Below are 13,297 nucleotides of genomic sequence, written 5' to 3' on the forward strand. Positions count from 1 at the left end.
AATAACCGTGAAATGCCGGCAAACAGAGCCTCGCATGTTACACATAACGTAGCGTGCGCTGTGACAAACTGTGCACGCCAGCCACCACCGAAACGTAGAATCCGCCCCTCATGCAAGACCCGAATCATAGCGCGCCGGCGGCTGCCGCACGGCCTCTTCCGCTGCTGACACGACTGCGACGCCTGCATGTGTATTTCGGTCACCAGCGGCTGGCATGGAGCCTGGCGGTGCTCGCCACGCTGGTCGCGGCGGTCACCGAGCCGTTGATTCCCGCGCTGCTCAAGCCCTTGCTGGACCAGGGGTTCACCGAGGGATCGCTGGACCTGTGGATGGTTCCCCTGGCCATCGTCGGCGTGTTCTTCGTGCGCGGGCTGGCGCAGTTCACCGGGCAGTACGCGCTGGCGCGCATCGCCAACGAGGGCATGCTGCGCCTGCGCACCGCCCTCTTCGACCGGCTGCTGGTGGCCGACATGGCCCTGTTCGGCCGGCAGTCGGCCAGCACGCTGTCCAACACCGTGGTCTACGAGGTGCAGAACGGCTTCAACGCGCTGGTGCAGGCGCTGCTGGGCCTGTCGCGCGACGGCTTCACGCTGGTGGCGCTGCTGGGCTACCTGCTCTACCTGAACTGGCAGCTCACACTGATCGTCGCGGTGATGGTGCCAGGCGTGGCCTGGATCATGAAGACACTCTCGCGCCGGCTCTACAAGATCACCAAGAGCAGCCAGCAGGCCACCGACGACCTGGCCTATGTGGTGGAGGAAAACGTGCTCGCCCACCGCATGGTGCGCCTGCACGGCGCGCAGCAGGACCAGGCCGGGCGCTTCGGCGCACTGAGCCAGAGCCTGCGCCGCCTGGCGATCAAGTCCACCATCGCTTCGGCCGCGATGACGCCCACCACGCAGCTGCTGGCCGCCGTGTCGCTGTCGGCCGTGATCTGCATCGCGCTGTGGCAAAGCCGCGGCGCCGGCGCGCAGGACGTGACGGTGGGCGGCTTCGCCGCGTTCATCGCCGCCATGCTGATGCTGATCGCGCCCATCCGCCGGCTGGCCGACGTGGCCAACCCCATCACGCGCGGCGTTGCGGCGCTGGAGCGCGGCCTGCTGCTGCTGGGCGAGACCGAGCCCGAATCCAGCGGCAGCCACCGCGCCGCGCGCGCCGAAGGAGCGATCACGCTGCAGAACGTGTCCGTGGCGTTCAACGCCGAGCAGGCGCCCGCCTTGAACGGCGTGAGCCTGGCCATCCGCCCCGGCGAGGTGGTGGCGCTGGTTGGCCCCTCGGGCGCGGGCAAGACCACGCTGGTGAACCTGCTGCCGCGCTTCATCGCGCCCAGCGCCGGCGCGGTGCTGCTGGACGGCGTGCCGGTGCAGGACTGGGACCTGCGCGCGCTGCGCACGCAGTTCGCGCTGGTGAGCCAGGACGTGGTGATGTTCAACGCCAGCATCGCCGCCAACGTGGCTCTCGGCACGGCGCCCGGCGCGGCCATCGACGAGCAGCGCGTGCGCGAGTGCCTGGCCGCCGCGAACCTGGCCGATCACGTGGCCGCCCTGCCCCAGGGCATCCACACCGTCGTGGGACACAACGCCACGCAGCTCTCGGGCGGGCAGCGCCAGCGGCTGGCGATCGCGCGGGCGCTCTACAAGGACGCGCCCATCCTGATCCTCGACGAAGCCACGTCGGCGCTCGACACCGAATCCGAACGGCTGGTGCAGGAGGCCCTGCAGCGCCTGATGCGCGGGCGCACCACGCTGGTCATCGCGCATCGGCTGTCCACCATCGAGCACGCGGACCGCGTGGTGGTGATGGAGCGCGGGCAGATCGCCGAGCAAGGCACGCACGCCGAGTTGGTGGCCGCCGGCGGGCTGTATGCGCGGCTGCAGGCGCGCTCCGGCGGTGCCTGAGCCAATGCAAAAACCATAGCTGGCTGCGCTCATCCAGCAAGGCATTCAGCGATAAATCGCCTTGAATCCCTTGGCTGGAAAGCGCAAGCAGCTATCGAATCGGAAGCATCACCACTTGCCGCGGTTGGGCTGGCGCTTGCGCATGGCCTCGGCGATCAGCTCCACCATGTCGGCGCGGTCGGCCTGCCGCGCGAAGTCGGTGGCCGTCAGGCCGAGCTGGTTCCTGAGCGTGGGGTCGGCCCCCTCCTCCACCAGCCGCCGCGCGGTGTCCGCTGTGCCGTAGCGCACGGCCATCATCAGCGGCGTGGTGCCGTTGGGCGAGGCAGCGTCGATGTAGGCATGGTGCTCCAGCAGCAGCGCCACCATGTCCGGCGCCTGCGCGGCGGTGGACGAGGCGGCGTAGTGCAGCGGCGTCCAGCCGGTCTTGTTCACGTCGGCGTCGCGCGCGATGAGCGCGCGGGCCGCCTCCAGGTGGCCGCGCAGCGCCGCCATCATCAGCGGGCTCTCGTCCTTGGCGTTGCGCTCCTCCGGCTTCAGGCCCTTGGCCGCGATCAGCGCCATGGCGGCCTTGTACGACTCGCCGCGCAGCGCCACGATGAGCGCGGGCTCCCCCTTGGGGTCGCGTGCGTTGGGGTCGAAGCCGCGGCGCAGCAGCCCGGTGATGGCCACGCCGTTGTCGAGCTCGACCGCGCGGAAGAAGTCTTCATAGGCGCCGGCGCGGGCCGCTCCGGCCACGGCCGCCAGGGCCAGCCATGCGAGCGTGGTGCGGCGGCGGGTCATGCGGGCTCCTTCAGGAAGAGTCGCTCGAAGTTGCGGCTGGTGGCGGCGGCCACTTCCTCGACGGACAGCCCCCGGACCTCGGCGATCTGCCGCGCCACGTAAGGCACGTAAGACGGATTGTTGGTCTTGCCCCGGTACGGCACAGGGGCGAGGTAGGGGCTGTCGGTCTCGATGAGCAGGCGGTCCAGGGGCACGAAGGCGGCCACGTTGCGCAGGTCCTGCGCGTTCTTGAAGGTGACGATGCCGGAGAACGAGATGTAGTAGCCCAGCTCCAGCGCCGCGCGCGCCACCTGGGCGGTTTCGGTGAAGCAGTGGAACACGCCCCCGGCGCGGTTGCCCGGGCCGTCCTCGCCCTCCTCGCGCAGGATGGCGAGCGTGTCTGCCGACGCGCTGCGCGTGTGGATCACCAGCGGCTTGGCGGTGGCACGGGCCGCGCGGATGTGGGTGCGGAAGCGCTCGCGCTGCCACTCCAGGTCGGCCACGCTGCGCCCGCCCTTGCGGTCTTCCATGCCGTAGTAGTCCAGCCCTGTCTCGCCGATGGCCACCACGCGCGGCAGCGCGGCGCGCTCCACCAGGTCCTGCACGCCGGGCTCGGTCACGCCCTCGTTGTCCGGGTGCACGCCCACGGTGGCCCAGAAGTTGTCGTAGCCCGTGGCCAGGCCGTGCACGGCGGGGAATTCCTCCATCGTGGTGCAGATGCACAGGGCCCGGTCCACCTGCGCCTCCTGCATGGCCTGACGGATCTGGGGCAGCTGGCTGACCAGCTCGGGAAAGTTCAGGTGGCAGTGGGAATCGACGAACATGGCGGTGAAAAAACAAATGCCGACCGGCGCGCGGTCGGCATGGTGCGGGGGAGTGCTGTCAGATGGTCTGCGTGGGCCGGTCCGAGGCCAGGCTGGTGCCCAGGATTTCCTCGATCTTGAGCTTGAGCTGGCGCGACTTGTCGTCCTTGGGAAACTGGATGCCCACGCCCTGCGTGCGGTTGCCCGCCGCGCGCGCCGGCGTCACCCAGGCCACGCGGCCGGCCACGGGGTAGCGCTGCGGGTCGTCGGGCAGCGTGAGCAGCACGTACACGTCGTCGCCCAGCTTGTACTCGCGCGGGGTGGGGATGAAGATGCCGCCGTCCTCGAAGAAGGGGATGTAGGCCGCATAGAGCGCTGCCTTCTCCTTGATGTTGAGCTGCATGACGCTCGGGCGCGGCGCTGTGGAGGGACTGCTCATGGGGCGTGGATGGAGGTCAATGGCGCGAGTGTAGTGTCTGGCGCGCCTGCGCCACAAGCGACTCCAGCATCAGGCCGGCGTTGAACGGGTGCTCGGCGGTGCGCGCCTCCTTGGCGAGCAGCCGCGCCCAGCGCGTGAGCGGCCCCACGCCCGGCGGGGCGGGCAGGTCGGCCTGCGCGAAGTAGCGCGGCGCGGCGCCCACGCGCAGCGCCAGCAGGTCGTGGCAGAGCTTTTGCAGCGCATCGACGGCCTGCGGCAGATCGAGGTCGGCCAAGGCGGACACGTTGCCGCGCGCCACGGCCTTGGGAATCAGCGCCCAGGCCTGCGGGCTGCGGCCGGAGCGGGCCAGGGCCAGCGCGTCGTCGGGCCGCCCGCCTGCCGCGCGCAGGAAGGCGTCGGCCGCGTCCTGCGCCACGCCCTGCCCCGCCAGCCACGCCTGCATGTCCTGCGCCTGGGGCCAGAGCATGGTGTGGCCCAGGCAGCGGCTGCGGATGGTGGGCAGCAGTTCGTGTGCAGCCTCGGTGGCGAGCACGAAGCGTACGTCACCGGGCGGCTCCTCCAATGTCTTGAGCAGCGCATTGGCCGTCACGTGGTTCATCTGCTCGGCCGGGTAGACCAGCACCGCCTTGCCGCGCCCGCGCGCACTGGTGCGCTGGGCGAACTCCACCGCATCGCGCATGGCCTCCACGCGGATCTCGCGGCTGGGCTTGCGCTTCTTGTCGTCGATCTCGCCCTGCGCCTTCTCGGGCAGGGGCCAGCCCAGGGCCAGCATCTGCGTCTCGGGCATCAGCACGCACAGGTCGGCATGGGTGCGCACGTCCACGCCGTGGCAGCTCGCGCACTGGCCGCAAGCGCCGTGCCCGGTGGGCGCGTCGCACAGCCAGGCGCGTACCAGCTCCAGCGCCAGCGCGTACTGGCCCAGGCCCGAAGGGCCGTGCAGCAGCCACGCATGGCCGCGCTGGGCCAGCAGCGCCTGGCGCTGCGCTGCGATCCAGGGAGCCACCGCCTCACCCATGCGCCACTCCCGGCAGCCAGCCGCGCGCGGCGACGGCCGCGAGCATCTGCGCGGCCACCTGGTCGCGCGGCCGGGCGGCGTCGATGCGCGCGAAGCGGCCGGGCGCACCGGCGGCGCGGTCGGCGTAGCCCTGCGCCACGCGCGCAAAGAACTCCACGGGCTGGGCCTCGAAACGGTCGGGCGCGCGCGCGGCAGCCAGGCGCTCGGCCGCCACTTCGGGCGCCACGTCGAACCACAGCGTCAGGTCGGGGTTGCGCATCGCATCGGCCCGCGGGCCAAGCCCTGTCTGCGCAAGCCGCTCCATCTCCGATAGCACCCGCAGGTCGAAGCCGCGCCCCGCGCCCTGGTAGGCGAAGGTGGCGTCGGTGAAGCGGTCGCACAGTACCGCCTCGCCGCGCGCCAGCGCCGGTTCGATCACGCAGCGCAGGTGGTCGCGCCGCGCGGCGAAGACCAGCAGCGTCTCGGTCAGCGGGTCCATGGCGTCGTGCAGCAGCAGTTCGCGCAGCTTTTCGGCCAGCGGCGTGCCGCCGGGCTCGCGCGTCACGGTGACGGTGCGGCCCGCATCGCGCAAGACCTGGGCGAGTTCTCCGATGTGGGAGGACTTGCCCGCGCCGTCGATGCCCTCGAAGGTGATGAACAGGCCCGACGTCATTTCTGCCCTCGTTGATAACGGTTGACGGCACGGTTGTGCTCATCCAGCGTGCTGCTGAAGTGGCTGGTGCCGTCGCCGCGCGCCACGAAATACAGCGCTTTGGTGGGCGCGGGCTGCACGGCCGCCAGCAATGCCGCCTTGCCCGGCATGGCGATGGGCGTGGGCGGCAGGCCCGCGCGGGTGTAGGTGTTCCAGGGCGTGTCGGCGGTCAGGTCGCGGCGGCGCAGGTTGCCGTCGAACTTCTCGCCCAGGCCGTAGATCACCGTGGGATCGGTCTGCAGCAGCATGCCCACGCGCAGGCGGTTGGTGAACACGCCCGCGATCTCGGCGCGGTCTTCGGCGCGGCCGGTTTCCTTCTCGACGATGCTGGCGAGGATCAGCGCCTCGTCGGCGGTCTTGAGCGGCGTGTCGCCCGCGCGCTGCGACCACGCGGCCTCCAGGCGCCGGTCCATGGCGTGCAGCGCGCGGCGCAGCACGGCCAGGTCGCTGCTGCCCTTGGCGTAGGTGTAGGTGTCGGGGAAGAAGCGGCCCTCGGCCGGCACGCCCGCACGGCCCAGCGCGGCCATGACGGCCTCGTCGCTCTGGCCCTGGGTGTCGGGCTTCAGGTTCTCGGCGCGCGCGAGCGCGGCGCGCACCTGGCGGAAGGTCCAGCCTTCGACCAGGGTCACGGCGCGCAGCAGTTCCTCGCCGCGCACGAGTTTCTGCAGCAGCCCATAGGGCGAGGTGCCCGGCGGGATCTCGTAGTTGCCGGCCTTGATCTCCCGGTCCTTGCCCGAGAGGCGAAACCAGAGGAACAGCAGGCGCGCATCGGTCTGCACGCCCGCCTGCACCACCGCGCGGGCCACGCCGCGCGGCGTGGTGCCGGGCTCGATCTCCAGCTCCAGCGCCGGTCCCGCGCGCACGGGCAGCGGCGCCTGCAGCCACCAGGCCGCTGCAGCGCCCGCGGCGATCACGATCAACAACACCAGAACGAAGAAACGGCGCACAACCCTGCTGTCTTTATGAATGGAGCCGGGCATGATAATTCAGCAATGACCTACCCCTTGAATGGCATCGCCCCCTTGACCCACCTGGGCGTGATCCGCGTGGCCGGCGACGATGCGGCGGCCTTCCTGCACGGCCAGCTCACCCAGGATTTCGCGCTGCTGGGCATGCAGCATGCCCGCCTGTCCGCCTACCTCAGCCCCAAGGGCCGCATGCAGGCCAGCTTCATCGGCTTCAAGCGCGGCCCGGCCGAGGTGCTGCTCATCTGCGCGCGCGACCTGCTGGCGCCCACGCTCAAGCGGCTGTCCATGTTCGTGCTGCGCTCCAGGGCCAAGCTGACGGACGCCACGGCCGACTTCCGGCTCTGCGGCCTGGCGGGCGACGCGGCGCGCGCCGTGCTGCCGCCGGGCGGCGAGCCCTGGAGCCGTGCGGATGTGGGGGACGCCACCGTGGTGCAGCTCTACCCTGCCGACGGCCAGCCGCGCGCGCTGTGGGTGGCGCCTGCGGGCAGCCCGGCGCCGCAGGGCGCGCCGCTGGGCGAGGACCTGTGGCTGTGGAGCGAGGTGCGCAGCGGCGTCGCCACGCTCACCGCCCCGGTCGTGGAGGCCTTCGTGCCGCAGATGCTGAACTACGAATCCGTCGGCGGCGTGAACTTCAAGAAGGGCTGCTACCCCGGCCAGGAGGTCGTGGCGCGCAGCCAGTTCCGCGGCACGCTCAAGCGCCGGACCTACGTGGCCCACCTGGGCGGCGACGTGGCGGCGGGCGCCGAGGTGTTCGCGCAGGGCGATGCCGAGCAGCCCGTAGGCACCGTGGTGCAGGCCGCCGGCGCGCCGGGCGGCGGCACGGACGCGCTGGTGTCGCTGCAGATCGCGGCAGCGGGCGGCGCGCTGCAGGCCGGCGGACACGCGCTCGCGCTGCTGCCGCTACCCTACGCGCTGCTCGAAGATATTTGAATGAAAACGGGCTCCAGCGCTTGACAGACAAGCGCTGGAAGCTATCAAAACAGAAGCTACGGCAAGGCCTTGCGCATGGTGACATGGGCAATGCCCGCTTCCTCGTACGGCGCGCCCTCCGTTTCGAACCCCGCGCGGCGGTAGAAGCCTTCGGCGCTGCTTTGCGCGTGCAGCGTGACCAGCGCGTCGCCGCGCGCCCGGGCTGCCTGTACCAGCGCGTCGAGCACCATGCGGCCCCAGCGCTGGCCGCGCACCACGCGGTCCACCGCCATGCGGCCGATGCGCCCTTCGCCGGGCGCGGGCTGCAGCAGCCGGCCGGTGGACACGGGCAGGCCCAGGCGGTTGTAGGCCACGGCGTGGACGGCCGTGGCGTCCAGCGCGTCGAGCTCCAGCTCCGGGGCGATGCCCTGCTCCTGCACGAACACCGCCGTGCGCAGCCGGGCGGCGTCGCGGCCCAGCGTGGTCCAGTCGCCCACGCGCAGCTCCACCACTTCGCCGCCGGCCTCGTAGTGCTCGATCACGGCGCGGAGCTGAGGCGGCACGGCGCGTTTGGTTTGCGTGGCCGGGTCGGCGAAGACGTAGACGAGTTCGACGGACACCAGCAGCCGGTCGCCCGCGAACACGCCGCACTCGAACAACAGGGAGGTGGTGCCCACGCGCGCACAGCGCATGCCGATATCGAGCAGGTCGTCCAGGCGGGCGGAGGCGTGGTATTCGACGCTGGCCTTCTTCAGGTAGATCTCGCCGCCCAGCGCGTGCATGCTGGCCTCGTAGGGCAAGGCCAGCGCGCGCCAGTATTCGGTCATGGCGCAGTCGGCATAGGTAAGGTAGTGGGCGTTGAAGACGATTTTCTGGATGTCCACCTCGGCCCAGCGCACGCGCAGGCGGTGGAAGCAGCGGAAGTCTTGGCGTTGCATGAGAGAAGAGTGTTCAGTCCTGTCGGAAAGCGGCACGCAGGGCCTGCGCGGCGTGCTGGTGGGCTTGCCGCGCCTCGGGGATGGCGCGGCCCATCTTGATGAATTCGTGGGTCACGCCGCGGTAGATTTCCAGCTCCACCGGCACGCCGGCGGCGCGCAGCTTGTCGGCGTAGTCGATGCCCTCGTCCACCAGCGGATCACATTCGGCCAGGCCGATCCAGGCGGGGGCCACGCCGTCCACGTCGGGCGCCAGCAGCGGGGCGAAGCGCCAGTCCTCGCGCTCTGCGCGGCTGGCCACGTAGTTCTCGAAGAACCAGGTGATGGCGGGCTCGTCCAGCACCGGCCCCTGGGCGAAGCGCGCATGCGAGGGCGTGTCCTGGTGGGCCGTGGTGCCGGGATAGATCAGGAGCTGCAATGCCAGCGGCAGGCCCGCGTCGCGCGCCAGGATGGCGTTCACGGCGGCCAGGGTGCCGCCCGCGCTGTCGCCGCCCACGGCCAGGCGCGCCGCGTCGGCGCCCAGCGCGCCGGCATGGCCGGCCAGCCAGGCGAGCGCGTCCCAGGCGTCGTTGCTCGCGGTGGGAAAGCGGTGCTCCGGCGCGAGCCGGTAGTCCAGCGACACCACCATGCAGCCCGCCAGGCGCGCCAGCTCGCGGCACAGCACGTCGTGCGTGGCCACGCTGCCGATGGTGAAGCCACCGCCGTGCAGGTACAGCAGCAGCGGCAGGCCGGCGTCCGGCACGGGCGCGTACAGGCGCGCGGGCAGCGGCGCGCCGTCGCGCGCGGGAATGCGCAGGTCTTCCACGCGCGGCAGCTCGGCCTTGGGGATTTCGAGCACGCCCGCGCCCGCCTCGTAGGCCGCGCGGGCCTGGGCGGGAGCCAGGGAGTGCAGCGGGGGGCGGCCGGCGCGCGCCATGCGGTCGATGACGCTGCGCATCTGCGGCGTGAGCCGCGCATGGTGGAGAGGGGCGGTCGTCTTCAATGCGGGGTTCCCGGGTTCACTTGAAACGCACCTGCACGGGCTGCGCGCCCGGCAGGCCCTGGTAGGTGGCGGTGACGTCCAGGCCGGGGCGCGGCGGCAGCAGCGGGGAGAACGAGCCCAGGCTGACCAGGTCGCCCGGCTGCAGCGTGATGTTTTCCTTCTGCAGCGCCTGGGCGATCCACACCACGGCGTTGAGCGGATGGCCGAGGATGTCGCTGCCCTTGCCGCTGGCCAGCAGCTCGCCGTTGTTGTTGGTGAGCTGCACCTCCATGCGCTCCAGCGCGTCGAGCAGGCGGTAGCGTTCGCCGCGCGTGAGCGGCACCGCGACGGGCTGGCCGGCCACGCCCAGCCGCGCGCCCACGTTGATGGCGGCCACGCCCGCGCCGTTGAGCTGCGGCGGCGCCTGCACGATGAGGTCGGGCAGCTCGATGAAGGGGATGACCTGGTCGATGTGCTCCAGCACCTCGGCCGGCGTGCGCGCGTGGTTGACGGCGGCGCTTTTGACGCGCACCAGCATGTCGGCCTCGTACAGGGGACGCGCGCCGAAGGCGGCCTCCACCGTGAAGCCGCCGGGCTGCACCATGCCCTCGTAGAGCTTGCCCCACACGGGCTTGTCGGTGTTGAAGCGCTTCTGCACGGCCGGGTTCGTGAGGCCCGCCTTGTAGCCCACCACCTTGCCCAGGCGCGTGGCCAGCAGCACGTTGAACTTGGCGCGCGTGCAGGCGCCGTCCTCGTCGGACAGCGCGGGGAAGTTGGGCGCAGGTGTCTTGGCCGCGTAGTGCTGCGCGAGCGCGCCGGCCTGCGCGTCGTCCAGGCACGCGGCCTGCGCGCCTGTCGCCGCGGCGACGCCCATGCCCCATACGGTGAGCACTGCGAGGGTTTGTTTCATGGTCATGCGTGTCTCCATCCTGTTAGTGTTGCGGGCTGATCGTAATGGCACTTTTCCTCCCCGCGCACCATGGCTTTCATTTACTACGTCACCCAGATCCAATTTGAATTCGGCGCCGTCCGGCTGCTGCGCCAGGAATGCGAGCGCATCGGCATCACGCGCCCGCTGGTCGTCACCGACCCGGGCGTCAAGGCCGCCGGCGTGCTGCAGCAGGCGCTGGACGCCCTGGCCGGGCTGCCCGTGGCCGTGTTCGACCAGACGCCACCCAACCCCACCGAAGCCGCCGTGCGCGCGGCCGCGGAGGTCTACCGTGCCCAGGGTTGCGACGGCCTGATCGCCGTGGGCGGCGGCAGCGCCATCGACTGCGCCAAGGGCATCGCCATCGCCGCCACGCACGAGGGTCCGCTCAAGACCTATGCCACCATCGAAGGCGGCTCGCCGAAGATCACCGAACGCGCGGCGCCGCTCATCGCCGTGCCCACCACGAGCGGCACGGGTAGCGAGGTGGCGCGCGGCGCCATCATCATCGTGGACGACCACCGCAAGCTGGGCTTCCACTCCTGGCACCTGGTGCCCAAGGCCGCGATCTGCGACCCCGGCCTGACGCTGGGCCTGCCGCCGCAGCTCACGGCCGCCACGGGCATGGACGCCATCGCGCACTGCATGGAGACCTTCATGTCGGCCGCCTTCAACCCGCCCGCCGACGGCATCGCGCTGGACGGCCTGGAGCGCGGCTGGCGCCACATCGAGGCCGCCACGCGAGACGGCAGCGACCGCGAGGCGCGCCAGGCCATGATGAGCGCCAGCATGCAGGGCGCCATGGCCTTCCAGAAGGGGCTGGGCTGCGTGCACTCCCTGAGCCACAGCCTGGGCGGGCTGAACCCGCGCCTGCACCACGGCACGCTCAACGCCGTGTTCCTGCCGGCCGTGGTGCGCTTCAACGCGCAGGCCGAATCGGTGCGAAAGGAACGCCGCCTTGAGCGCATGGCCCACGCCATGGGCCTGGACCAGGCGAGCGATATTCCCGATGCCATCCACGACATGAGCGCGCGCCTGGGCCTGCCCACCGGACTGGCCGCGATGGGCGTGCAGCGCGATTGGTTCCCCAAGATCATCGAGGGCGCACTGGCCGACCATTGCCACAAGACCAACCCGCGCGAGGCCAGCGTCCAGGACTACGAGGCCATGCTCGAAGCGTCGATGTAAGCTGCGCTGCCATCCATCTCGAGGACACGCGCCATGCAACTCATCGGCATGCTCGACTCTCCCTATGTGCGCCGCGTGGCGATCGCGCTGCAGCTGCTGGGGCTCCGGTTCGAGCACAACCCCCTGTCGGTCTTTCGCACCTTCGACCAGTTCCAGTCCATCAACCCTGTCGTGAAGGCTCCCACGCTGGTGTGCGACGACGGCGGTGTGCTCATGGACTCCACGCTGATCCTGGAATACGCCCAGGCCCTCGCAGGCCGGCGCCTGCTGCCCGAAGCCCTGCCGGAGCTGCAGCAGGCGCTGCGCATCGACGGCCTGGCGCTCGCGGCCTGCGAAAAGAGCGTGCAGATCGTGTACGAGCAGCAGCTGCGCCCCGCCGGGAAACAGCACGCCCCCTGGCTGGACCGCGTGGCGGTGCAGCTGCGTGCCGCGTACGCAGCCCTGGAGCAGGAGGTGGCGCGCCGCCCTCCTCCCATGGAGCGCGGCACCGTGGGCCGCGCGGGCGTGAGCGCCGCCGTGGCCTGGCACTTCACCCAGGCCCTGCTGCCAGGCATGGTGGACGCGCAGCGCCACCCGGCGCTGGCGGCGCTTTCCACGCGTGCCGAGGCCTTGCCCGAGTTCCAGGCCGCGCCGCATGGCGAGGGCACGTACCGCGCGCCCGCCTGAGGGCGGCTAGATCGGCAAGACCTGGCCCGGGTCGGGCCGCTCCAGCCAGGCCTGCCATTCGTTGGCCAAACAGGAAGCGATCCAGCGGGCCGAGCACCAGCCCCTTGGGGCCGCCCGCCGCGGCCGGCACCACGGACACGTCGGCCGGCGACAGGCCCTGGCGCTCGATGTGACGGCGCGCCACCGGCCCGGCGTAGATGCGCAGCGCGTTCAACGTCAGCTTCCGGGTCAGGACGCGTTCTCAGACGTAGTCACCCGCATCGGGGCGCACGGTCCAGTCGATCGGGTCCTGCTGCAGCACCATGTCGATGTCCAGCCCCAGGGCCACGCCCACCTCGCCTGGGAAGGAGACGGCCAGTTCGCGCTGGCCCAGCCCCGCCTCGCGGGCGCGTGCGCGCCAGGCGGCCAGGTGCAGCACGCCGGCCAGGGGTTCGTACACCTCGTTGTCGAACGGCGCGCCGTGATGGCGCAGCGCGTCCACCACCACCTCCGGCAGTTGCCAGCGCCAGGCCAGGCCCGCGCTGACCTGCGCGTAGCTGTAGCCGAACAGGTGCTGCTCCAGCTTGGCGCGGCGCGGGTCTAAAGGCGCCACCAGGGTGTTGACGGAGTGCATGCGCGCCGGGTCGGCCAAGTGCAGCGCCAGCTCGCCCACGCCGTGCAGCAGCCCGGCCGTGTAGGCGGCGATCTGGTTGTGGTGCACCAGTCCGGCGAACGAGCGCGCGAGCTTGGCCGTGTTGAGGCTGTAGCGCCAGAAGTGCTGCAGGTTCACGCCGGGCACCGAGCGCGAGGTGGTGCCCAGCGGCGCGCTGGACACCAGCGAGCGCAGCTGCGCCACGCCCAGCAGGGCCAGCGCCTCGGGAATGCCCACGATCTGGCGCTGGGCAGCGAACGCGGGCGAGTTGGCCTCCTCCAGCAGGCGTGCGGCCAAGGCCGGGTCGGAGCCGAAGAGCTGGTTCAGGCGCCGCAAATTGGGTTCTGCGGCGCCCAGTTCATTCATCAGCAGCGCTACCGCGCGGGGCAGGCTGGGCAGCACGAAGGGCTGCGCCAGCAATGCGTTCAACTCCATGGATGGGATGGCCAGAACAGAAGGTCCGACCATTATCCATGCAACTTTTACGGTTGTTTACCCAAGGCGAC

General features: G+C 71.1%; 14 protein-coding genes and 1 pseudogene. 4 read left to right on the forward strand and 11 right to left on the reverse strand.

Features of this window, described 5'->3' with window-relative positions:
• The first annotated feature begins 110 nt into the window (after positions 1-110).
• Positions 111-1,898, forward strand: coding sequence for a lipid A export permease/ATP-binding protein MsbA (gene msbA / locus AVS7_RS09160; protein ID WP_024001233.1), 1,788 nt, complete (start codon positions 111-113; stop codon positions 1,896-1,898).
• Positions 1,899-2,006: 108 nt separating this feature from the next.
• Here msbA and AVS7_RS09165 read toward each other — a convergent pair whose 3' ends face one another.
• The 6 genes from AVS7_RS09165 to mltG are packed head-to-tail and all read right to left on the reverse strand — an operon-like array spanning position 2,007 to position 6,585.
• Positions 2,007-2,678 (reverse strand): ankyrin repeat domain-containing protein, encoded by a 672-nt coding sequence (locus tag AVS7_RS09165; RefSeq protein WP_020228153.1) that lies wholly within the window; start codon positions 2,676-2,678, stop codon positions 2,007-2,009.
• The gene (locus AVS7_RS09170) at positions 2,675-3,481 is read right to left on the reverse strand and encodes a TatD family hydrolase (RefSeq protein WP_020228154.1); all 807 of its coding nucleotides are present in this window, start codon (positions 3,479-3,481) and stop codon (positions 2,675-2,677) included. Before AVS7_RS09170 ends, AVS7_RS09165 begins: the two co-directional genes overlap by 4 nt.
• Positions 3,482-3,539: 58 nt before the next feature.
• Positions 3,540-3,899 (reverse strand): PilZ domain-containing protein, encoded by a 360-nt coding sequence (locus AVS7_RS09175; RefSeq protein WP_034690418.1) that lies wholly within the window; start codon positions 3,897-3,899, stop codon positions 3,540-3,542.
• Between the two features lie 16 nt (positions 3,900-3,915).
• On the reverse strand, positions 3,916-4,914 hold the full coding sequence (locus AVS7_RS09180) for a DNA polymerase III subunit delta' (protein WP_020228156.1): 999 nt from the start codon (positions 4,912-4,914) through the stop codon (positions 3,916-3,918).
• The gene (tmk, locus tag AVS7_RS09185) at positions 4,907-5,566 is read right to left on the reverse strand and encodes a dTMP kinase (protein ID WP_020228157.1); all 660 of its coding nucleotides are present in this window, start codon (positions 5,564-5,566) and stop codon (positions 4,907-4,909) included. Before tmk ends, AVS7_RS09180 begins: the two co-directional genes overlap by 8 nt.
• A complete protein-coding gene (mltG, locus tag AVS7_RS09190) occupies positions 5,563-6,585 on the reverse strand; it encodes an endolytic transglycosylase MltG (protein WP_369799096.1) in 1,023 nt (340 codons plus the stop codon). Before mltG ends, tmk begins: the two co-directional genes overlap by 4 nt.
• A 12-nt stretch (positions 6,586-6,597) precedes the next feature.
• Between mltG and AVS7_RS09195 the strand changes: the two genes are divergently transcribed.
• Positions 6,598-7,503: a folate-binding protein YgfZ gene (locus AVS7_RS09195; protein ID WP_020228159.1), complete on the forward strand. Its 906-nt coding sequence runs from the start codon at positions 6,598-6,600 to the stop codon at positions 7,501-7,503.
• A 56-nt stretch (positions 7,504-7,559) separates the two neighbouring features.
• On the opposite strand, the gene AVS7_RS09200 is transcribed toward AVS7_RS09195, so the two are convergent.
• From AVS7_RS09200 to AVS7_RS09210, 3 genes are all read right to left on the reverse strand, one after another.
• Positions 7,560-8,420, reverse strand: a complete 861-nt coding sequence (locus AVS7_RS09200; RefSeq protein WP_020228160.1) for a YbgC/FadM family acyl-CoA thioesterase — start codon at positions 8,418-8,420, stop codon at positions 7,560-7,562.
• A 13-nt stretch (positions 8,421-8,433) separates the two neighbouring features.
• Positions 8,434-9,354 carry an alpha/beta hydrolase gene (locus AVS7_RS09205; protein ID WP_020228161.1) on the reverse strand — a complete coding sequence of 307 codons (921 nt, stop codon included), beginning with the start codon at positions 9,352-9,354 and terminating at the stop codon, positions 8,434-8,436.
• Positions 9,355-9,415: 61 nt separating this feature from the next.
• Positions 9,416-10,294 (reverse strand): 2-keto-4-pentenoate hydratase, encoded by an 879-nt coding sequence (locus tag AVS7_RS09210; protein WP_020228162.1) that lies wholly within the window; start codon positions 10,292-10,294, stop codon positions 9,416-9,418.
• A 63-nt stretch (positions 10,295-10,357) separates the two neighbouring features.
• Here AVS7_RS09210 and AVS7_RS09215 point away from each other — a divergent pair, with 63 nt between their 5' ends.
• Both AVS7_RS09215 and AVS7_RS09220 read left to right on the forward strand, forming a co-directional pair.
• Complete coding sequence (locus AVS7_RS09215) at positions 10,358-11,494, forward strand: iron-containing alcohol dehydrogenase (RefSeq protein ID WP_020228163.1); 1,137 nt, start codon at positions 10,358-10,360, stop codon at positions 11,492-11,494.
• 33 nt (positions 11,495-11,527) lie between these two features.
• Entirely contained in the window at positions 11,528-12,160 is a 633-nt protein-coding gene (locus AVS7_RS09220; protein WP_020228164.1) for a glutathione S-transferase, read from the forward strand.
• 52 nt (positions 12,161-12,212) lie between these two features.
• On the opposite strand, the pseudogene AVS7_RS25130 reads toward AVS7_RS09220, so the two are convergent.
• Both AVS7_RS25130 and AVS7_RS09225 read right to left on the reverse strand, forming a co-directional pair.
• Positions 12,213-12,374 (reverse strand): annotated as a pseudogene (locus AVS7_RS25130) (phospholipase); the annotation flags it as partial.
• Positions 12,375-12,401: 27 nt separating this feature from the next.
• Complete coding sequence (locus AVS7_RS09225) at positions 12,402-13,226, reverse strand: HDOD domain-containing protein (protein ID WP_024001236.1); 825 nt, start codon at positions 13,224-13,226, stop codon at positions 12,402-12,404.
• Positions 13,227-13,297 lie beyond the last annotated feature (71 nt).

Source organism: Acidovorax sp. MR-S7 (genome assembly GCF_000400995.2).
Taxonomy (GTDB): Bacteria; Pseudomonadota; Gammaproteobacteria; order Burkholderiales; family Burkholderiaceae_C; genus MR-S7.

What these genes read in the sequence shown, in the direction of transcription:
- msbA (WP_024001233.1), top strand. Translation starts at nt 111, where the DNA reads ATGCAAGACCCGAATCATAGCGCGCCGGCGGCTGCCGCACGGCCTCTT.
- AVS7_RS09165 (WP_020228153.1), bottom strand. Translation starts at nt 2,678, where the DNA reads ATGACCCGCCGCCGCACCACGCTCGCATGGCTGGCCCTGGCGGCCGTG.
- AVS7_RS09170 (WP_020228154.1), bottom strand. Translation starts at nt 3,481, where the DNA reads ATGTTCGTCGATTCCCACTGCCACCTGAACTTTCCCGAGCTGGTCAGC.
- AVS7_RS09175 (WP_034690418.1), bottom strand. Translation starts at nt 3,899, where the DNA reads ATGAGCAGTCCCTCCACAGCGCCGCGCCCGAGCGTCATGCAGCTCAAC.
- AVS7_RS09180 (WP_020228156.1), bottom strand. Translation starts at nt 4,914, where the DNA reads ATGGGTGAGGCGGTGGCTCCCTGGATCGCAGCGCAGCGCCAGGCGCTG.
- tmk (WP_020228157.1), bottom strand. Translation starts at nt 5,566, where the DNA reads ATGACGTCGGGCCTGTTCATCACCTTCGAGGGCATCGACGGCGCGGGC.
- mltG (WP_369799096.1), bottom strand. Translation starts at nt 6,585, where the DNA reads ATGCCCGGCTCCATTCATAAAGACAGCAGGGTTGTGCGCCGTTTCTTC.
- AVS7_RS09195 (WP_020228159.1), top strand. Translation starts at nt 6,598, where the DNA reads ATGACCTACCCCTTGAATGGCATCGCCCCCTTGACCCACCTGGGCGTG.
- AVS7_RS09200 (WP_020228160.1), bottom strand. Translation starts at nt 8,420, where the DNA reads ATGCAACGCCAAGACTTCCGCTGCTTCCACCGCCTGCGCGTGCGCTGG.
- AVS7_RS09205 (WP_020228161.1), bottom strand. Translation starts at nt 9,354, where the DNA reads ATGCGCAGCGTCATCGACCGCATGGCGCGCGCCGGCCGCCCCCCGCTG.
- AVS7_RS09210 (WP_020228162.1), bottom strand. Translation starts at nt 10,294, where the DNA reads ATGACCATGAAACAAACCCTCGCAGTGCTCACCGTATGGGGCATGGGC.
- AVS7_RS09215 (WP_020228163.1), top strand. Translation starts at nt 10,358, where the DNA reads ATGGCTTTCATTTACTACGTCACCCAGATCCAATTTGAATTCGGCGCC.
- AVS7_RS09220 (WP_020228164.1), top strand. Translation starts at nt 11,528, where the DNA reads ATGCAACTCATCGGCATGCTCGACTCTCCCTATGTGCGCCGCGTGGCG.
- AVS7_RS09225 (WP_024001236.1), bottom strand. Translation starts at nt 13,226, where the DNA reads ATGGAGTTGAACGCATTGCTGGCGCAGCCCTTCGTGCTGCCCAGCCTG.